Here is a 19,459-nt window from a genome sequence, read left to right on the forward strand (position 1 = left end):
GCGGCCCGGCAGTTGCGCGCCCGCATCTCGAACGGCCAACTGCCCCCGGGAGCGAAACTCTCGGAACAGGCCGTGGCCCGGGAGCTGGGGGTCTCGCGCAACACTTTGCGCGAGGCGTTCACCATGTTGGCGGCGGAGCGCCTCGTGGATCGGATCGCGCACCGGGGTGTGTTCGTCGCACAGCCCGACGCCGACGACGTCCGCGACCTCTACGCCGCCCGCGGCGTCCTGGAGCCGGGCATCATGCTGTGGGGTGTGCCCGATCCGCAGTCGCTGTCCCGGCTGAGTGCGCTCACCACCTCGGCGCTCGCCGCCCGGAATGCCGGGGACGTGACGGCCATGGCGGATGCGAACCAGGGCTTCCACCGGGAGCTCGTGGCGTCGTCCGGTTCGGCGGAGCTGGTCGCGGTCATGGATCGGTTGTCGGCGCGGATGCGGCTGGTGTTCCACGCGATGTCCACGGATCCGCAGTTCCACGCGCGCTACGCGGTGCGCAATACCCAGGTGCTGCGATCCCTCGAGTCCGGCGACCGTGACCGGGCCGTGCACCTACTCAGGGAGTCCCTGTCCGCGGCACGGGACGAGATCCTCACGCACCTGACCTGACGGGTCGGGTGGGCGGGATCAGGACCAGAGCTTCGCGAGGCCCGCCAGGGAGTTCCACGCGAGATACACCGTGAGCAGCCAGGCGAGGACACCCACCACGAGCAGCCACACCGGGTAGCGGTAGCCGTGCAACAGATCCCTGCGGCGCCATGCGACCCACAACAGGATGGCGAAACCGAAGGGCAGGATCAGGGCGTTGAACGCACCGGCGAAGATGAGCAGGGTCTGCGGTGCCTGGCCCAGGAAGAGGTAGACCACCGCGCACACCGCGATGAAGGCCACGGTGAGCAGGTTCCGGGTGCGCGGCTTGCCCTGGGACGAGGTCACGAAGGAGATGGACGTGAACGCGGCCCCGATGACCGAGGTCAGCGCCGCGGCCCACAGCACCACACCGAAGATCCGTACACCGATCTCACCGGCCGCGGCACCGAAGGCCTCCGCCGCCATGTTGTCGCTCGTGAGGGAGACCCCGCCGGCCACCACACCCAAGATCGCGAGGAACAACAACACACGCATCACGCACGTGACCAGGATGCCCAGCACGGAACTGCGCGTGATCTCCCGGACGCTCTCCACACCGGTGACTCCCGAGTCGATCATGCGGTGCGCGCCGGAGTACGTGATGTACCCGCCCACCGTGCCGCCGATCAGCGTGGTGATCACCAGGAGGTCGATCCGCTCCGGCAACACCGTGTTCTTCAGCGCCTCCCCCACGGGCGGAGCCGCCACGATGGCCACGTACAGCATGAGCAGGATCATGACGGCGCCCAACAGCACCACAATGCGGTCCAGCGCGAGTCCCGCGCGCTTCGAGAGGAAGATCAACACGGCGATCGCGGCGGAGATCCCCCCGCCGATCTTAGGATCCAGGCCCACCATGGCGTTGAGGCCCAGACCGGTTCCCGCGATGTTGCCGATGTTGAAGACCGCACCGCCCAGGAAAACCAGCGCCGCGAGCACCGCCCCGGCACCGGGCAACACCCTCCCGGCCAGTTCCTGCGCCCGGCGACCCGAGATCCCGATGACCCGCCACACGTTCAGCTGCACGGCGATGTCCACGAGGATCGAGAGGAGGATGGCGAACGCGAAGGCAGCGCCCAACTGCACCGTGAAGACGGTGGTCTGGGTGATGAAACCGGGCCCGATGGCACTCGTGGCCATGAGGAACATGGCCCCCAACAGGGCACTGCGGTGCCCGGTGGTGCGCTGGGGCGTTTTCCCGCCCTCGGTCACGGACTCGCCGGGCTGCGGGCTGGGACTGACAGAGGACATGCTTCCATCCAAGGGGTCACGCGAGCGGGGACACATTCGTGCAATGAAGGCAGCCTATAGGTTGTTCAACAATCTGCCCAGCGAACTGTCGGACAACTGACGGCGCGGCGGCAATATCCGAGGCATCCCCAGACCATGCCCGAGATTCTGGGTAGCGAAAAGCCACTTCGGACGGACCGAAGTGGCTTCTCGATGCCTCGATTTCCATTAACGGCTTCGCGCTGCCTCAGCAGTTGAGGAGCGGCTCACCCTCCGCGGGTGCGGCGCGCTCAGCGCAGGATCGGCAGCTGCATGGGATAGCGGTACACCACGCCCCGGCCGGCCCTGACCGCGGCCATGATGTGGCACACGAGCAACAGGACCCAGTACGCGGCGATCAGCAGCAGCCCCACGGGCGAGAGGATCACCGTGAACAGCAGGATCCAGCCCACCAGGTTGACGAGCCACATGGTCACGTTGAAGTTGAACGCGCCCGCGGCGGCCGACCGCAGGAACGGGCTCTTGTCCTTGTAGACGAACCACACGATGAGCGGGCCCAGGAAGCCGAGCCAGCCCACGGAGACGATCGCGGCGATCGGGCCCGCGAGGTGGGTCAGCACGGCCACGGTGCGCTCGTCGTCCCGGGGCCCGGAGGAACCCGCGCGGTAGCCGTTGGGACCCTGGGCGTGCGGGCCGCCCTGCGCGTACTGCTGGCCGCGGGGGTCGGGCCCGCCGGGGCCCGTGGGTCCCTGCGAGCGGTAGTCGGGACGCGGTTGCTGCGGTTCGTAGCTCATGTCATCTCCGTGGTGTCCGAGCCGGGAAGGCTCACTGGTCGTGTCCTGGCTCCAGCCTAGGCGGAGGCGCCGTTCGGCACGGAGGGGTTATCCGCAGTCTTGGAGAGGGGTTTCTCCCCGTCGGATGCCGCGGCACGGGCGCTGTGCTTGCCGCCGCCGGCAGAGCCGCGCAGACCCACCCACTTGTCGTAGCCCCAACCGCCCAGCACACCCACGAGCAGAGCGAGCGCGAGCATGACGAACAGTCCGATGACCCCGGTGGTGAGACCGGCCTCCGGGATCGCGTCGAAGAACAGCGCGGAGCGGATGGACGTGAAGATGTGATGCAAGGGCTCGATCGGGGCGATCGCACGGAAGAATCCGGGAACCGCCTCCAACGGGACCACGGCGCCCGCGGAGGGCAGGCCCATGAAGACGAGGTAGGCCAGGCACAACAACATGCCCACGCTACCGCCCACGGAGATCAGGGCCAGGGCGATGGCCGAGACCGTGGACATCGCGAGCCACCCGAGCAGGAACACGAGCAGCCCGTGGGGAACGGGCATGCCCACGGCGGAGGCCACCCACATCATGAGCGCGGACGCGGGCAGTGCCGCGACCACGAACGTCAGCCACTTCATGAGGAAGCCCACCGGGCGGGGCAGCACGGCGCGTTCGTAGTCCTTGAAGAACGGGCCCATCTCGAAGGGCGCCATGCCCATCCGCGCATCCATGAGCAGGTTCAGGGCAACGGACCCGGAGAACCCCACCACGAGCAGGAGGATGGAGTAGTAGAAGGCGCTCATCCCCAGCGCAGTACCCTCCTGGAGGTCGTTGTACGGCTTGGAGACCATGGACACCGGGTCGGCCAGGGTCTTCTTGGCCACGGAACTGACCGTGGGCGAGAGATTCTGGGCGATCTGCTCCGCGGAGCCCTCCTGGGCCTTCTGCACCTGCTGCGCGAACTGCTGGACCTCGGGGCCGCCCTGCGCGGCTTGTCGCTGTAGCTGCTGGGATTGTTGCTGCTGGGACTGCTGCAGTTGCTGCAGTACCTGGTTGTATGCCTGTTCCTCGGCGGGAGCCACAGATTCCGAGAGCTGCTCGCCGAGCTTCTTGCTGGCCTCGCGCACGCCGGGGTCGACCGCCCCCGTGGCCAGTCGGGTGCCCAGGGAACCGGCCTGCGGGTCCGTGTAGACCGTGACCTCGGGGCGCGCGGCGTTATCCCGGGTGAGGGACCCCTCGATGAGACTCACGGTGTCCTCGGAGAAGGACTCGGGCACCACCACGGCGGCGTAGAGCTCACCGCGATCCAACTGTTCCCGTGCCTCGTCGATGCTGAGCTGCCGGAGGTCGATCTTGTCCTCCTCCGCGGCCTTGTCCGCGAACTTCTGGACGAGGTCCTTGCCCAGGTTCTCCTGGCTGGCCTTGCCGTCGGCCTGGGGCACCTCCGCGCCCTTGTCCTGGTTGACCACGGCAATGGGGAACTCCTTGAAGTGCTTGTCCGGGCTGGACAGGCCTCCCAGGTAGAGGGCGGTGCCGATCACGCCCACGGCGATGATCGCGAGCATGGGCAGCAGCCAGAACCCGACCTGGCCGAAAGGCCGTCCGAGTCGGGCCCGGAGGGAGTGGGCGGGAGCGTGTTTGGGTGTCACAGGTTTCTCCTGGCGCGAGGAATGCACGACGTGTCTGGGGTTCCTGATCACGATACACTGATGTATCGAGATGTGAAGACGAGGCGATGGATACGTGAGCAACCAGACAAACACACCCGGTGCACCCGCTGCGGACCTCGTGGGGGGCCCGCGGCCCGTCACGAATGACCCTGCCACACAGCAGGCCGCGCGGGACAGGCGTTCCCGCAGCGCCACGCGGCTCAAACTGATCCGCAGCGCCCCGGCCGTCTTCGCGCGGCAGGGGATCGACGGCGCCTCGGTGAGCGACCTGTGCGCGGCCGCCGGTTTCACGCGCGGTGCGTTCTACTCCAACTTCGAGTCCAAGCGGGAACTCGCGATCCTCGCGTTCGAGGACCTCGCCACCCAGCTCGTGGACACCCTCGGCACGGAGCTGGACCACTGGCTCGGCTCGGGACTGGACGTAGAGGACGTGGTCACCCGCATCATCGAGGGCGTGACGGGCCAGGTGGCCAACGTGAACCAGCAGGCCCTGCGCGTGGAACTGTCCCTCGCGGCGTTCCGCTTCCCCGAGGTGCGCCAGCAGATGGCACCCATCCGCGCGCGGGTCTACCACGCCATCGAGCAGGCCCTCGTGCGGGTCGCGCAGACCCAGCGCCTGGAGTTCCTGGTCTCCCCCGGGGACGTGGCCCGCATGCTGCTCACCAGCTACTCGGGCCAGCTCGCGGACCACATGGCCATGGGCGGCTCCGGGCACGGCGCGCAGCAGGTGATCCCCACCATGTGGCTCGCGTTCACGCGCCCCGCCTGATCCCCGACCCCCTGCTCCTCGGGGTGCTCGTCCTGTTGGTGGTGTTCCGCAGTTCCGAACAACTGGCGATCGTCTACGGATTGGCCGTGACGGGCACGTTCCTGCTGACCACCACGCCGTTCTCGGTCTACGCGCACCCCAACACGGTCTCCACTCCCCTCGCGCTGAGCGAGAACGCCCAGTTCAACAGGGTCATCCACGAGAAGGTGTTCATCGCGCACGGTTCCCGCCAACGTCCCGCACATGGCACCTCAGGACGCAGTCACGGTGGATCGCACGGGTGCGGAGTCCGATCACATCACCCAGTTGACCCTGCACTACGGGTTCCTGGACGACCCGGACGTCCCCGCCGGCCCGCGGATCGCGCGTGACCAGGGGGTGAACATCGACCCGGACATCGCCCCCGGAAGTCCCGCAGCCGCGGGACGACCGGGGGCGATCGAACGCGAGCCGGACGGACCGGTCACACCACGAACGGCAACACGAACAACATGGTGAGCGACCAGATCAGGTGGGTCACGATCCCGGGGACCAGGGAACGCGTGCGCTCGCGCAGGTACCCCACGAACGCGCCGAGTGCGGCGGCAGCGAGCGCAAGCAGGGGGATGCCGGCCAGGGACGTGACCGCGGTATAGGCGATCGTGGTCACGAGGATCCGGCGGCCCCGCGGGAGCACGCGCCACAGCGCGCCGCGGTAGTAGGTCTCCTCCGCGACGCCGTTGACCGCGGTGGTCAGGGCCACCATGAACAAGCTCCCCACGCGGGCGTGGTTGAGCAGTTCGTGGACGGGCCCGGCCAGGAACGGCACGAACCGCACCATGAAACCGCCCGCGATGAAAAGCGCCGCCAGCAGCAGACCTCCGATCACCGCGTCCCGCAAGCCCTTGGGGGTGACCTTCCAGGGCAGGCGCTCCCCCGTCATCCGCACGGCGATCGAACTGCCCACGATGTATACCCCCGCGAGGATGAAGGTCGCGGGGGTGAACCACGGGTCCCCGGCGGGGATGCGCAGGGACCACGCGAGACCCGCGGCGGCCAGGAGGCCCGTGATGATCACGACCCACACGGTGCGCTTGCGCGTGGCCTGGGTGGCGTCCCCGTAGGGGCTGACCCGGTACTCGCTCACATCATCACTTCCTGCGCCGATTGAGTACTCGGAGGGTGTTGGTCAGGACGGCGGCGAACGCGGTCCAGCCCGCGTACGGGCTGAGCACAGCGCCCTTCTCGGGGGACACCTTTGCGCTACGGCGCACGAGGTCCGCGCTGCTGAGTGTCAACAGGACAGACTCCACGGAGGACGCGGTGAGCTGCTTGCGGTGGAAGAACAGGATGCTCCACCCGGCGTTGAGCACCAGGTTGGTCCCGAGCGCGGCGATGTAGGCGCGCTTCTCCTTCTCCTGCTTCTTCTCCCCGAGATCCGCGATGGACAGCGCGCCCACCGCGGCGATGTCCGCGTACAGCGCCGTCCATGCCACGGGGAACAGCCAGGCCGGGGGCTGGAACCGGGGCTTGCGCAGTGTGCGGTACCACCGCGAACCGGGGTCGGTCGCCAGGGAACCGGCCACCGCCGTGGCCGCCACGGCCCCCGCGGTGGTCAGGAAGACCCGGCGCCACCGGCCGAGGTCCTCGTTCTTCACGGCGGCGCGCACGGCATCCGCGAAGGGGGTGTGACCACCCTTCGGGGCGCCGATGTAGTCGTCCAGGTCTCGTTCGTGCAGCACGGTGTCGTGCTGGAGGCTACCGATCAGAGGCCGCGCGAGCCGGGAGCTGATGGGGGTCGCCAGCCCGATCCAGTACGCCGCGAGCTCGGCGGTGGTCACGGGCGCGGTGAGCATGAACCGCCCGCCCTTGCCCACAGCCCGGGCGTACTGGTCCAGCATGTCCGCGTACTCGATGGCGTCCGGACCGCCCACGTCGAACGTGCGGTTCACGTCCGACGGCAGGTCCGCCGCCCCCGCGAGGTAGTGCACCACATCCGCCACGGCGATCGGCTGGATCCGGTTGCGCACCCACTTGGGGGCGATTGCACCCGGCAGTCGCTCGGAGAGGTGACGGATCATGATGAAGGACGAGGACTCGTCCCCGATCACCACACCCGTCTGCAGCGCCGCAGTGGGCACCCCGGAGTCCATGAGCGCCTGCCCCACCTCCACGCGCGAACGCAGGTGATCGGACAGTTGCTCGACCGGTTCGTCCGTGGGGTGCAGTCCCCCCAGGTAGACGATCCGCTGCACGTGGGCGTCGTGGGCGGCCCGCGCGAACGTCTCCGCCATCTCCACTTCTTCCTGTACGAAGTTCTCGGAGTCGCCCATGGAGTGCAGCAGGTACCACGCGACGTCCACGTCCTTCAGGGCGCGGGCGACGTCGCTCGCGTCCGAGGCGTCCCCCTCCACCACTTCCGCGCGGCCGGGTTCGGCGCTCTGCCCATCGGGGACGACAGCGTCCCCCCAGGGGAGGCCGCGCACCTTCTCCGCACTGCGGCTGAGCAGGCGCACCCGCCACCCCCGCTGCAACAGTTCCTGGGCCACCTGGCCGCCAATGTATCCCGTGGCTCCCGTGACCAGGGCGAGCCGTGCGGTCTCAGTCATGCGAACTCCCAACCGTGAACGATCCGTGGATGACCGCGGCGGCCACCCCATCCATGTCGATCGTATGCCGAGCATCCGACGCCACTCACGGGCAGGGCTCCGTCACCCGCGGACGTCCACGTCCTCGAAGATCAGGAACGTCTGCGTGTCCACGACCTCCGGCATGGGCTGGATGCGGTCGAAGATCACCTCCCGCAGTTCCGCCGTGCCCCGGGCGCGCACGAGGAGCATGACGTCGAACGTGCCACCCACCAGTGCGATGTGCTGCACCTGGGGGATCTTGCGCAGCTTCACGCACAGGGACGGCCACGTGTTCTGCTTCAACCGCACTGTCACGTATGCCGAGGCCTCGAGCCCCGCCCGCGCGGGATCGATCACCGCGGTGTAGCGCAGCACCACGCCCTGTTCGTGCAGCCTGCGGATGCGCTCGTAGGCGTGCGCGCGGGAGATGTGGACCTTGGCCGCGAGCGCGGTCACCGATTGCCGTGCGTCCGCCGAGAGTTCCTCCAGGATCCGCCGATCCGTGTCGTCCAGTTCGGGGCGCTCCCGCTCCGCCATCCGGTACTCCTTCTCTGTCATCGTGCCCCGCGGTCTCTCGTCATGGGCCTCGCGCGCCATGACCATGGGCCTCACGCCCCTTCGCGACGGCCCGCGTGCTCCGGGGCGACGACGCCGCCGCGCCGAGCGCCGTCGTCACCGGTCGCAACGCGGTAGACGAAGCAGCATGACGCACGTCACTACCAAGCATATTGTCCATGAGAGCGTCCCAGAATCACCGTTCGTCCACGAATGCCCCCCGCTGTGGAGACGAGGCGGCCGAATTTTCCATACTGTGCGGACGATGTGTCCACCCCGCCCTTCGCTGCGCGCTGCCGCGGAACGAGGTGCCGGGCACCACCGAGTTCCACACAGAGAAGAAAGGGACGCACCATGAGCGAGCCCACCCCCGCCGGTGGCGAATCCGCCGCCCAGGAGCACACCCCGCCCGTGAATCCGGCGGTGGAGGCCTCCAAGAACTTCGGGATCACCCCCGAGCAGTACATGCTGCCCGCGAGCAGCGAGATCCGACTGCTGAACCCCGACGGCAGCGCGGTCCCGGAGTCCGAGCAGGGTCAGGAGCCCGGCCACGAGTACCCCATGCCGGAGAACTCCCGCCTGCTGGACGCCTACGAGAAGCTCGTGGTGGGCCGGCGCATCAACGACCAGAACATGGCGCTCGTGCGACAGGGCCGCATGGCGGTCTACCCGTCCAGCCACGGCCAGGAGGCCTGCCAGGTGGCGGCTGCCCTGTGCCTCGAGGACGACGATTGGCTGTTCCCCACCTACCGTGACTCCGTGGCCGTGATGTCCCGCGGTGTGGATCCACTGGAGGTCATGAGCACCTACCGCGGGGACTGGCACGGCGGCTACGACCCCCGCAAGTACAAGGTTTCCGTCCAGGCCACTCCGCTGACCACGCAGCTGCTGCACGCCGTGGGCGTGGCCCACGCCGCCAAGCTGCGCGGCGAGAACACGGTGACGTTGGCCATGTGCGGTGACGGGGCGACGTCGGAGGGGGACTTCCACGAGGCCCTGAACTTCGCGGCCGTCTTCCAGCTGCCCGTCCTGTTCCTGGTGCAGAACAACGGGTACGCGATCTCCGTGCCGCTGTCCTCGCAGACGCGCGCGCCGTCCCTGGCCCACAAGGGTGTGGGCTACGGGATGGCCAGTGAGCGCGTGGACGGCAACGACCTCGCGGCGCTGCTCTCCGTCCTGGGCCGCGGCGTGGAGCTGTGCCGCCAGGGCGGCGGTCCGCTGCTCGTGGAGGCCATGACCTACCGCATGCAAGCGCACACCAACGCGGACGACGACACCCGTTACCGCGAGCGCGACGAGGTCAGGGAGTGGGTGGCCAAGGACCCGATCACCCGCATGCAGCGCTACCTCTCCGACCAGGGCGTGCTGGACGACGCCGCGTCCCAACGGATCTCGGAGCACGCCGAGGCCATGGCCAAGCGGCTGCGCGAGGCCATGGCCTCCAAGCCGGAACTGGATCCCCAGGACCTGTTCCGCTTCGTCTACCACGAACCCACGACCCAGTTGCGCGAACAAGCCGCTCAACTGGCCGACGAGCTCTCCCGAGAGGAGGCGTGATGAGCGTTTCGAAAGTCAGTTTCGCCAAGGCGCTGAACACCGCACTCGCGGACGCCATGGAGGTGTCCCGGGAGGTCGTGGTCTTCGGTGAGGACGTGGGGACCCTGGGCGGGGTCTTCCGCATCACGGACGGGTTGACCGCGCGCTTCGGCCTCGAGCGCTGCTTCGACACCCCGCTTGCGGAGTCGGGGATCATCGGCACCGCGGTGGGCATGGCCATGAACGGCATGCGCCCGGTCGCGGAGATGCAGTTCGACGCGTTCGCGTACCCCGCGTTCGAGCAGGTGGCCTCCCACGTGGCCAAGATGCACAACCGGACCCGCGGCAAGCTGCCCATGCCCCTGGTCATCCGCATCCCCTACGGCGGTGGCGTGGGCGGTGTGGAACACCACTGCGACTCCTCCGAGTCCTACTACGCGCACACCCCGGGGCTGAAGGTCTTCACCCCGGCCTCCGTGACGGACGCCTACGTGATGCTGCGCGAGGCGATCGACTCGCCGGACCCCGTGGTGTTCTTCGAGCCCAAGCGGCTGTACTGGTCCACCGCGCAGGTGGACCTGGACGAGCTGCGCTCGCAGTACGAGAACGGGACGCTGCCGCGCAGGGAGGGCCACGCCGTCGTCGCCCGCGAAGGCAGTGACGCGACCCTGATCAGCTACGGGCCGTCCGTGCCCGTGTGCCTGGCCGCAGCCGAGGAAGCCGCCCGGGACGGGATGTCCGTGGAGGTCGTGGACCTGGGCTCCGTGGTCCCCTACGACGACGAGACCGTGGCCGCCTCGGTGCGCAAGACCGGGCGCGCCGTGGTCGTGGCCGAGGCCCAGGGCTTCGCGTCCGTGGCCTCGGAGATCGCCGCGCGCACCCAGGAACGCTGCTTCCACTCGCTCGCCGCACCGGTGCTGCGGGTCACGGGATTCGACATCCCCTACCCCTCGCCGTCCTTCGAGCACCACCACATCCCGAGCTCCGAGCGCATCCTGGATGCCCTGGACGACCTGCAATGGGAGGACTGACCCGTGAGCATCAATGTGTTCAACCTGCCCGACCTGGGCGAAGGGCTCACCGAGGCGGACATCCTCCGCTGGCTCGTGGCCGAGGGTGACACCGTCACCATGGACCAGCCGATCGTGGAGGTGGAGACCGCCAAGTCGGCCGTGGAGGTACCCACCCCGTTCGAGGGCGTGGTGCACACGCTCCACGGCGCCGAGGGCGACACGCTGCTGGTGGGCCAACCGCTGATCTCCGTCTCCGACGGCATCGAGGCCCCGGAGTCCGCCGCGGGTTCCGGCTCCGACGACAACGCTCCCGAGCCCACCCACGGGGCCGGGTACCGCGAGGAGGAGCTCGCGGGCACCCGCCCGTCGGCCGAGCTCTCCGTGGACGAGGCCGACCCCGAGGCCGGCGAGGACGAGTCCTCCGGCAACGTGTTGATCGGTTACGGGACGTCCGCCGCGGGATCCTCCCGGCGGCGGCGGCGCAAGCGCGGCGGTCTTGCCGCTCCGGACGGCGCTGCCCCCACGGGCGCGGCTGCCCACACGCACGACGCGCTGACCGCGGCACCCCGGATGGCCCCCACGGTCGTCTCGCCACTCGTGCGCAAGCTCGCGCGCGAACACGGCGTGGACATCACCGCGCTCGAGGGCACCGGCCCGGGCGGTCTCATCATGCGCCGCGACGTCCTCGTTGCGCTCGACCAGGTCGAGGACCAGCGTTCCCGGGCCGACGCCGCCGGGCCGACTCCCACGGGTCTGGCCACGGCCGGTCCCGCGGCCCCGGGTCTCACGACCGGTGCACCCGTTCCGCCGCCCCCGGCACCGGGTGGACCGGGGGCTCAGGGTGGACCTGCGGGCCTGGCCGGGGCTCCGAAGCCGCCCGCGGCGCCGTCGTCCTCGCCGGAGCTCGGTGGGACAGGTCAGGACGTGGACCCCCGCACGGGGTTGGGCGTGGCCGCCCGGGAGCCCGTCAAGGGTGTGCGCAAGACCATTGCGGACGCCATGACGCGCTCGCGAGGCGAGATCCCCGAGGCCACCGTGTGGGTGGACGTGGACGCCACCGAGCTGCTGCGCTTGCGCGCCGAGCTCAAGGCCGCGGACCCGCAGACCACGCCCAGCCTGCTCGCGCTGATCGCGCGGTTCACGTTGGCCGGGCTGCAGCGGTTCCCGCAGTTGAACGCGCGCATGGACACCGCGCCGGACGGATCCCGCACGATCACCCGGTTCCAGGGCATCAACCTGGGGCTCGCCGTGGAGTCCGAGCGCGGGCTCATGGTGCCCAACCTGCGCAACGCGGACCGACTCAGCGCCGTGGAGCTCACGGGGGCCATGCGGGAGATCATCGACGTCGCCCGCTCCGGCAAGGCCTCCCCCACGCAGCTGAGTGGTTCCACGTTCACGCTGAACAACTACGGGGTGTTCGGCACGGACGGTGCCACGCCCATCATCAACCACCCGGAGGTCGCGATCCTGGGGATCGGGCGGATCATCGACAAGCCGTGGGTGGTCAACGGTGAACTCGCGGTACGCAAGGTCACGACCCTGTCGATCGCTTTCGACCACCGCGTGTGCGACGGCGGCGCGGCGGGCGGCTTCATTCGCTTCGTGGCCGACTGCATCGAGAACCCCGCGGGGGCGCTCACGCAGATCTGACGCCCTTCGGGGGTTTGCCGGTGAGCATCACGACGGCGCTCGGGCTTCGGCCCGGGCGCCGTCGGCGTGCACGGGCGGAGAACCATTCCGACCGAGGAATATCCCGTCAGACCGCCGTCTCGCGCTCCAGCCACGCGATGAGGCTCTGCACCAGGGCGGGCGGCAGGTCCGTGGCCGCCATGGTGTCCTTCGCACGGCGCACGGCGGTGTCCACCATGCGGGCCACCGAGCGGGCCGCACCGGAGCGGTCGAGGAGGTCGCGGGCGTGGGCGACGTCGTCGTCCCCCAGCGGCTGCCGCACGGCCCGCTCTCGCAGCGCCTGCCACTCCGCAGCATAGTCACCCGCCTCCACGAGGACCCCCGCAACCGTGCAGCGGTCCGGGGTCAGCACGGGCGACGCGCCCGCGGAGCCCGCTTCACCCGCAGCGTCAGGGGAGCCGGCGGCCGCGCGCAGCTCACCGGCGAGCTGGTGGGCCACACCCAGGGAGCGCCCGATGGTCGCCAGGGCGGTGACGTGCGCGGTGGGGGCCCCGCCCAGGACGGCGCCCGCGCGCAGGGGCGCCTCGTAGCAGGGCACCGCAATGGCCAGCCGGATGGCGTCCAGGGCCTTGTCGTGCGGAACGGGCTGGGTGCGCCGGGCCACCTGGGCCACGAGGCGCTCGCCCGCCACGGCGTGGAACACGGACTCGTCGAGGATCTCGAGCAGGCGCAGCATGCGCGTCTCCGGCACTCGGGAGGTGGCGATGAGCCGGTAGGCGCCGGTGAGCGCGAGGTCACCAGCCGCCGAGGTGAGGTCCGCACGGGAACCATCGCGGTCTGCCCACCCGGCAGGGTTGCTCCCGGAGGCCCCCTCCACGGCACCCGGGGCGTGCGCGATCGCACCTTGCACCGCGGCGTCGTCGTGCTGCTGCGGGGACCCCGACGGCACGCGGTCCGCCGCGTGGGCCGCGCGCGTCATTCCCCGCAGACCGTCGGCGTCGGCACGCAGCACGATGGCGGTGTGGAGCAGCTCGAAGGAGGCGGCCACGGCGTTGAGCACCGGGCGGGTGGGTCGCGCGGGATAGGCCTCCACGGAGGTCATGACCAGCTCCTGCTGCAGCCCACGGCCCGCATCCGTGATCTGGGCGATGTGCTCCCACACTCGCTCATAGCCGGGACTCAGATCGGCAGCCCTGCGGCCCGAGTGGGAGAGGAACCCCCGCAGTGCAGAGGTGGGGGTGAACTCCTGGGACCTGCGCCCGGTGCCGCTGCTGGTGTAGGAGGAGGTGGGAGTCATGCCTCCATTCCAGCACACCAGCCGCCGGGGCGGTGCCCGGATCAGACGGCGGGCATCAGCGCCAGCTGGATCGCGATGAACACCATCACCACGCCCACCAGGGCGTCCACGATGCGCCAGGTGAGCGGGGTGTTCAGCACGTGCGACAGCGCCCGGGCCCCCGCGCCCAGTGCGGTGAACCAGATGACCGAGCCGGCGAATGCGCCCCCGGCGAAGATCCAGCGCTGCTCACCGTGCTGGTTGGCCAGGTTCCCCAGGATCAGCACCGCGTCCAGGTAGGCGTGCGGGTTGAGCCATGTGAACGCCAGGGTGGCGAGGACCACGCGACGCAAGGACCCGGCGTCGTCGCCCGAGACGTCCATCGCCTGGGGCTTAAGAGCCGAGCGGAAGGAGGTGACCGCGAAGACCAGGAGGTAGACCACGCCGGCCCAGCGGAAGAGGTTCAGCAGCCAGGGCACGCGGTCGATCAGGAAGCCGATCCCGGCGGTCCCCAGGCCGATCAGGAAGATGTCCGAGACGATGCAGATGCCCACCACCACACCCAGGTGCTCGCGGCGGATCCCCTGGCGCAGTACGAACGCGTTCTGGGCGCCGATCGCCACGATGAGGGCGAGCCCGGTCACCAGTCCGGGAAGGAACGCAGAAGTCACCAGAGCAATGTACAGGTGTGCGTGACGTTGCCGACATTCGACCCCTCACGCGCCGCAACGTGGGTATAGTTTCCGGCGAAATGATTTCGGGTGGCCTGTCCACCCGCCTGATGGAAGGACCCCCATGACGACCGTGACCACCGAGGAACTGCCCCTCGCCATCTCCTCCGAGGACGCCGAGCGCCTGTTCATCGACGCCCGCACCGCGAGCCACTTCACCGAGGAGCCGGTGACCGAGGATGAGAAGCGGGCGATCTACGACCTCACCAAGATGGGCCCCACGGCGTTCAACTCGCAGCCCCTGCGCATCACCTGGGTGGAGACCCCCGAGGCCCGTGAGCGCCTGGTGCAGCACATGAGCGGCGGCAACCAGGAGAAGACCCGCCAGGCGCCGCTGACGGCGATCCTGTCCTACGACGAGAACTGGCACCAGCGCTTCCCCCAGTTCCTCCCCGCCGCCCCGCACCTGCAGGGCATGTACGACGAGAACGAGGACCTGCGCCTGACCAGCGGCAAGGCCAACTCCCACATCCAGGTGGGCTACTTCATCGTGGCCGCCCGCGCCGTGGGTCTGGCCGCCGGGCCCATGACCGGTTTCGACGCCGAGGCCGTGGACCGGGAGTTCTTCGCCGGGACGGGCAAGCGCTCGATCGTGGTCGTGAACCTGGGGCACCCCGTGGCCCCCGCCTACGAGCGCGGCCCCCGCTTCCCCGAGGACGACGTCACCGAGACCCTCTGACCCGGGTCAGTCCCCGCTCGACTCCTGGGCCCGCGCGAGCTTGGCCAACACCGGCAGTGCGGCGTCCAGGAGGTCGAGTTCCTCGGCACTCAATTCGTACAGCACATCCGCGACCCGTTCACTGCGGTGCTGATCCTCACGCGCGAGCACCTCTTCCCCCTGCGGGGTCAGCGACACCAGGACGGCCCGCGCATCGGTGGGGTCCGGATCGCGTTGCACGAGTCCGGCCTTGCTCAGCCGGTCCACGCTCTGCGTGGCTGTGGGTGTGCGCACCCCGAGGTTCGAGGCGATGCTCGTCATGCGGGCACCGCCCGGTTTGAGCATGGTCAACAAGCTGATCTGCTGACTCGTGAGCTCCCGCGCCCCCTCCATGCTGCGTAGGAAGTACACCCCTTGGCGCAGCACCGCACGCAGTCGCGCGGCGCTGCGCAGCATGCGGGCTCGGCGGTCGTCGGCGGCCGGAGCGTGCGAGGAGTCCATGACTCACAATCCTAAGCATGCGCGGTACGGCCTCCTCCCGCGTGAACCCCGCGGAGCGCGCCCGTGTGCTTGAATCGTGGCCCACGGTTCCGGCCCCGGGAGGCAGCGGCATGCAGGAGATCCTTTCAGCCTTCGACGGGCTGCTCCCGCGCGCGAACGAGCACGCGGCGACCGCGGTGCACGGTAGTGGTCGGTACTGGTCCGGGCCGTTGGACGTCCAGCGGCTGGCGGTTTCGGGGGTGGGGCTGGCAGTGGCGGGCGCCCAGCAGCTCGCCCGCACCATGGGCCATCGGGACAGCGTCATCACGGCGCGGCTGCCGGAGGTCCTCGCGGCGTTCGGCTCGGTCTCCCACCTCCGCCTCGACGGGCAGTCCCTGCCCGGCTTCGCCCCGTGTTCCGGTTTCTTCCCCGTGTCGGACGGCTGGCTGCGCACGCACGCCAATTACCCGCACCACCGCGAGCGTTTGTTCCGCGCCCTGGACATCACGCACGACGACGCCCTCGCACCCGCCCTCGCCCAGCTCACCGGGGAGCAGGCCGAGTCCCGGATCGTCGCCGAGGGCGGCATTGCCGCTCGCGTGGCCACGGAACAGGAATGGCGCGCAGATGCGGCGTCCGAGCCGGGGCCGTGGCTCGAGCTCACCCCGGCGGACATCCCCGTCCGAGTGTTCGACCGTGCCGGTTCCGGCGCGTCGACCCGTTCGTCCGATTCCGCAGGCTGTCCGTCCAGTTCCGCGAAGGGTCCGTTCGCGGCACCGCGGGGGACGGCGTCGCTCACTCCCCTGGCGGGCGTACGCGTGGTCTCCCTGACCCGGGTGATCGCGGGTCCCACGGCCACCAAGTTCCTGGCAGCCCTGGGCGCGGACGTGCTGCGCATCGACCCGCCTGCCCTGCCCGAACTGCTCGGCCAGCACCTGGACACCGATGCGGGGGTGCGCTGCGTGTCGTGGGATCTGGCGGATCCCACGCGGGCGGAGGATCTGGCCGACGCCCTGGACGCCGCGGACGTCCTGCTCACGGGGTACCGGCCCGGCTCCCTGACCGATCTCGGTCTCGACGCCGCGAGCATCCGCGACAGCTTCCCCCACCTGGTCCACGTGGAACTCAGCGCGTGGGAACCTTCCGGCACCCGGGGCGGACAGCGTGGATTCGACAGCATCGTCCAGGCCGCCACGGGGATCGCCCATCACTACGGTGCGCGGGACGAGCACGGGAGGTGGCGCCCCGGGGCCCTACCGGTCCAGGCCCTGGACCACACCGCGGGCTACGGCATGGCCGCCGCGGCCTGCGCGCTGCTCGCCACGGGGACCGCGGGCCACGCACGGGTGTCCCTCGAACGCACCGCGCGGGCCCTGTTGGATGCGCGCACTCTCCGGACCGCGCAGGACGCCCATCTCTCCCCCGCGACCCTGACCGCGCCCACCGACCACGGGATGCTCGAGTACGTCCCGTCACCAGTCCGCGTCGACGGCGCTCGGCCTCCGGCGGAAGCACCGCGGTGCGAGCACGACGGCGTCAGAGGTCCCGCAGCACCTGCGCGAACCGCTTGACGCCCTCCCGGATCCGCGCGGGAGCAACACCGGAGAACGCGAGCCGCACCGCGTCCGAGTCCCGGCCGTCCATGTAACACGCCGAGCCCGGTACCAGCACCACCCCATGGGCGATCGCCTCCGCGAGGACGTCCTTGCCTACCAACTCGTCCGCCGTGACCCACGTGAAGAACCCGCCCGTGGGCGTGGTCCACCGCGCCGAGGACGGCATGAACTCGGTCAACGCCGCGTCCATGGCTTCCCAGCGCTCGCGATACAGCGTCACAGCGTCGTCGAGCGCGGGCTCCCAGTGCTCGGAACCCACCCACGCCGTGACGAGGGACTGTGCCAGGTTGGACGGGTGGATCACCACGGACTCCGCGGCGATCTGCAACCGGCCCCTGACCTCCGGGGGCGCCGCGATCCAGCCGATCCGCAGCCCCGGGGCGAAGATCTTGGAGAAGCTGCCCAGGTGGATCACGTGCTCCGGGTCCATCCCGTGCATCGAGGCCAGGGGCTGCGCGCGGTCGAAGGACAGCAGCGCGTAGGGATCGTCCTCGATGATCATCACGTCCCGCTCGGCGCACACTCGCACCAGTTCGCGCCGCCGCTCCACCGGCATGGTCACGCCCGTGGGGTTCTGGAAACTGGGGATCACGTACACGAACGGGACGCGCTCACCCTGCGCCGCGGCGTCGTCCAACGCGTCGGCGACGGCGCTCGGGTCCATGCCGTGCTCGTCCACCGGGACGTGACGCACGTCCACCTCGTACGCGCCGAACACGCCCAGCGCACCCACGTAGGTGGGGCCCTCGGCCAGGATCACGTCCCCGGGATCGCAGAACAGCTTGGTCACGAGGTCCAGCCCGGCCTGGGACCCGGTGGTCGGCAGGACGTCCGCCTCCGTGACCGTGGACCCGCCCCGCGCCATGAGCCGCACGCTCAGTTCGCGCAGGCCCGCGGTCCCCGCGCCGGAACCGTACTGCAGGATCTCACCGGCGCGCTCACGGATCAGCTGCGCGGCCAGATCCCCCACGGTCCCGCCCGGCAGCACGGACAGATCCGGGTTGCCCCCGGCCAGGGACACCACCGAGGGGTCCATGGCCGTCTCGAACACCGCGCGCACCGGGGAGGGCCGGAACTCCCCCGCGCGGGACGCGAACGCGCTCATCACTGGCCCCCGTAACGGGCACCCGACATGCCGTAGGCGGGGCCGTCCGCGGACGCGCCGGCGCCCAGGCTGATGAGCGAGATCAGCTCGTAGACCACGTGGGCCGCGGCGATCCCGGTCAGTTCGGCGTGGTCGTAGGCGGGGGCGACCTCCACGACGTCGCACGCGACGACGTCCAGCCCGCGCAGACCGCGCAGGATCTCGAGGACCTCGCGGCTCGTGATGCCACCGGCCTCGGGCGTGCCGGTGCCGGGTGCGTGGGCGGGGTCCAGGACGTCGATGTCCAGGGAGACGTACAGCGGGCGGTCCCCCACGCGCTCGCGCAGAGCCGCGACCACGGCGTCCACGCCGGAGCGCATGACGTCCGCGGAGGAGACGATCTCGAAACCGAAGCGGGCGTCGTCGTCCAGGTCCTGGGTGCCGTAGAGGGGCCCGCGGGTGCCCACGTGCATCACGGCGTCCGTGTCGATGATGCCTTCCTCGAACGCCCGGCGGAACGGAGTGCCGTGGGTGTACTCGGCACCGAAGTAGGTGTCCCACGTGTCCAGGTGGGCGTCGAAGTGCAACAGCGCGATTTTGCCGTGCCGTGAGTGGGCGGCGCGCATGAGCGGCAACGCGATCGTGTGGTCCCCGCCGATCGCCACGACCTTGGTGGACTCCCCCATGAGCTCCTTGGCGGCGGTCTCGATGGACGCGATGGCCTCGGGGATGTCGAACGGGTTGCCCACGATGTCCCCGGCGTCCGCGACCTGCAGGTGGGCGAACGGGGAGTGGTTCTGCGCGGGGTTGTAGGGGCGCAGCAACCGGGAGGACTCGCGCACGTGATTCGGACCGAAGCGCGCACCGGAACGGTAGGAGACGCCCGAGTCGAACGGCACGCCCACCACGGCGATGTCCGTGTGCTCCACTTGATCCGTGCGGGGCAACCGCGCGAACGTGGCCGGCCCGGCCCACCGCGGTGTCAGGGCGGCGTTGACGGGGCCCACCCGTTGCTCACCCGCTGCATTGGTTTCGACGACGCGTTCCGGTTCCACTGCTGAACTCCTTACCTCCCGGGGATCACCCGGGGACGTGCACCGCGATTCTCGGGGCGTGGTTCCCACGAACACGGCACCCGCGGCGGCGTGAACCGCCACCGCGGTGATACTTTTTGTGACCTGGTGCATAAAACCCTAGTGC

19 protein-coding genes are annotated in these 19,459 nt (G+C 69.9%); 8 read left to right on the top strand and 11 right to left on the bottom strand.

Annotated elements, in window-relative coordinates; genetic code table 11:
* Positions 1 to 606 (top strand): GntR family transcriptional regulator (locus tag B3I25_RS08240; RefSeq protein WP_349676532.1); only part of this gene is annotated, 606 nt, incomplete at its 5' end.
* Positions 607 to 624: 18 nt separating this feature from the next.
* On the opposite strand, the gene B3I25_RS08245 is transcribed toward B3I25_RS08240, so the two are convergent.
* From B3I25_RS08245 to B3I25_RS08255, 3 genes are all read right to left on the bottom strand, one after another.
* Positions 625 to 1,878, bottom strand: a complete 1,254-nt coding sequence (locus tag B3I25_RS08245) for an NRAMP family divalent metal transporter (RefSeq protein ID WP_286738589.1) — start codon at positions 1,876 to 1,878, stop codon at positions 625 to 627.
* A gap of 269 nt (positions 1,879 to 2,147) precedes the next feature.
* The gene (locus B3I25_RS08250) at positions 2,148 to 2,651 is read right to left on the bottom strand and encodes a DUF4870 domain-containing protein (RefSeq protein WP_085108480.1); all 504 of its coding nucleotides are present in this window, start codon (positions 2,649 to 2,651) and stop codon (positions 2,148 to 2,150) included.
* Between the two features lie 56 nt (positions 2,652 to 2,707).
* Entirely contained in the window at positions 2,708 to 4,282 is a 1,575-nt protein-coding gene (locus tag B3I25_RS08255; RefSeq protein WP_286738590.1) for a DUF3533 domain-containing protein, read from the bottom strand.
* Positions 4,283 to 4,376: 94 nt separating this feature from the next.
* On the opposite strand from B3I25_RS08255, the gene B3I25_RS08260 reads away from it, so the two are divergent.
* Positions 4,377 to 5,072 carry a TetR/AcrR family transcriptional regulator gene (locus B3I25_RS08260; RefSeq protein WP_286738592.1) on the top strand — a complete coding sequence of 232 codons (696 nt, stop codon included), beginning with the start codon at positions 4,377 to 4,379 and terminating at the stop codon, positions 5,070 to 5,072.
* 243 nt (positions 5,073 to 5,315) lie between these two features.
* Positions 5,316 to 5,570 carry a hypothetical protein gene (locus tag B3I25_RS08265; RefSeq protein ID WP_286738716.1) on the top strand — a complete coding sequence of 85 codons (255 nt, stop codon included), beginning with the start codon at positions 5,316 to 5,318 and terminating at the stop codon, positions 5,568 to 5,570.
* Here the strand turns inward: B3I25_RS08265 and B3I25_RS08270 are convergent.
* The 3 genes from B3I25_RS08270 to B3I25_RS08280 form a co-directional block, all read right to left on the bottom strand.
* Positions 5,536 to 6,198 (bottom strand): CPBP family intramembrane glutamic endopeptidase, encoded by a 663-nt coding sequence (locus B3I25_RS08270; RefSeq protein WP_167318944.1) that lies wholly within the window; start codon positions 6,196 to 6,198, stop codon positions 5,536 to 5,538. The two genes, B3I25_RS08265 and B3I25_RS08270, sit on opposite strands and share 35 nt — an antisense overlap.
* Before the next feature lie 4 nt (positions 6,199 to 6,202).
* A complete protein-coding gene (locus B3I25_RS08275) occupies positions 6,203 to 7,660 on the bottom strand; it encodes a tryptophan-rich sensory protein (RefSeq protein ID WP_286738594.1) in 1,458 nt (485 codons plus the stop codon).
* Positions 7,661 to 7,762: 102 nt separating this feature from the next.
* On the bottom strand, positions 7,763 to 8,218 hold the full coding sequence (locus tag B3I25_RS08280) for an Lrp/AsnC family transcriptional regulator (RefSeq protein ID WP_064846879.1): 456 nt from the start codon (positions 8,216 to 8,218) through the stop codon (positions 7,763 to 7,765).
* A gap of 372 nt (positions 8,219 to 8,590) precedes the next feature.
* Here B3I25_RS08280 and B3I25_RS08285 point away from each other — a divergent pair, with 372 nt between their 5' ends.
* Genes B3I25_RS08285 through B3I25_RS08295 form a run of 3 tightly spaced genes read left to right on the top strand, consistent with a single transcriptional unit; the run spans position 8,591 to position 12,435 of the window.
* The gene (locus B3I25_RS08285) at positions 8,591 to 9,793 is read left to right on the top strand and encodes a thiamine pyrophosphate-dependent dehydrogenase E1 component subunit alpha (RefSeq protein WP_098055300.1); all 1,203 of its coding nucleotides are present in this window, start codon (positions 8,591 to 8,593) and stop codon (positions 9,791 to 9,793) included.
* Positions 9,793 to 10,803: an alpha-ketoacid dehydrogenase subunit beta gene (locus B3I25_RS08290; RefSeq protein ID WP_286738595.1), complete on the top strand. Its 1,011-nt coding sequence runs from the start codon at positions 9,793 to 9,795 to the stop codon at positions 10,801 to 10,803. Before B3I25_RS08285 ends, B3I25_RS08290 begins: the two co-directional genes overlap by 1 nt.
* 3 nt (positions 10,804 to 10,806) lie before the next feature.
* Complete coding sequence (locus B3I25_RS08295) at positions 10,807 to 12,435, top strand: dihydrolipoamide acetyltransferase family protein (protein ID WP_286738596.1); 1,629 nt, start codon at positions 10,807 to 10,809, stop codon at positions 12,433 to 12,435.
* 106 nt (positions 12,436 to 12,541) lie between these two features.
* Here B3I25_RS08295 and B3I25_RS08300 read toward each other — a convergent pair whose 3' ends face one another.
* On the bottom strand, positions 12,542 to 13,711 hold the full coding sequence (locus B3I25_RS08300; protein ID WP_098055291.1) for a polyprenyl synthetase family protein: 1,170 nt from the start codon (positions 13,709 to 13,711) through the stop codon (positions 12,542 to 12,544).
* A gap of 41 nt (positions 13,712 to 13,752) precedes the next feature.
* The gene (locus B3I25_RS08305; RefSeq protein ID WP_064846849.1) at positions 13,753 to 14,361 is read right to left on the bottom strand and encodes a LysE/ArgO family amino acid transporter; all 609 of its coding nucleotides are present in this window, start codon (positions 14,359 to 14,361) and stop codon (positions 13,753 to 13,755) included.
* Between the two features lie 124 nt (positions 14,362 to 14,485).
* On the opposite strand from B3I25_RS08305, the gene B3I25_RS08310 reads away from it, so the two are divergent.
* Positions 14,486 to 15,100, top strand: coding sequence for a malonic semialdehyde reductase (locus B3I25_RS08310; protein WP_064846850.1), 615 nt, complete (start codon positions 14,486 to 14,488; stop codon positions 15,098 to 15,100).
* Between the two features lie 6 nt (positions 15,101 to 15,106).
* Here B3I25_RS08310 and B3I25_RS08315 read toward each other — a convergent pair whose 3' ends face one another.
* Complete coding sequence (locus tag B3I25_RS08315) at positions 15,107 to 15,580, bottom strand: MarR family winged helix-turn-helix transcriptional regulator (RefSeq protein WP_085108500.1); 474 nt, start codon at positions 15,578 to 15,580, stop codon at positions 15,107 to 15,109.
* A 17-nt stretch (positions 15,581 to 15,597) separates the two neighbouring features.
* Here B3I25_RS08315 and B3I25_RS08320 point away from each other — a divergent pair, with 17 nt between their 5' ends.
* Positions 15,598 to 17,130, top strand: a complete 1,533-nt coding sequence (locus B3I25_RS08320; protein ID WP_286738597.1) for a CoA transferase — start codon at positions 15,598 to 15,600, stop codon at positions 17,128 to 17,130.
* Here the strand turns inward: B3I25_RS08320 and B3I25_RS08325 are convergent.
* Positions 17,096 to 18,280 carry a PLP-dependent aminotransferase family protein gene (locus B3I25_RS08325; protein WP_286738598.1) on the bottom strand — a complete coding sequence of 395 codons (1,185 nt, stop codon included), beginning with the start codon at positions 18,278 to 18,280 and terminating at the stop codon, positions 17,096 to 17,098. The two genes, B3I25_RS08320 and B3I25_RS08325, sit on opposite strands and share 35 nt — an antisense overlap.
* A complete protein-coding gene (gene speB / locus B3I25_RS08330) occupies positions 18,280 to 19,314 on the bottom strand; it encodes an agmatinase (protein ID WP_286738599.1) in 1,035 nt (344 codons plus the stop codon). The genes B3I25_RS08325 and speB overlap by 1 nt, the downstream gene beginning before the upstream one ends.
* Positions 19,315 to 19,459: the final 145 nt, after the last annotated feature.

Source organism: Kocuria sp. UBA1838 (assembly GCF_002338785.1).
Taxonomy (GTDB): domain Bacteria; phylum Actinomycetota; class Actinomycetes; order Actinomycetales; family Micrococcaceae; genus Kocuria; species Kocuria marina.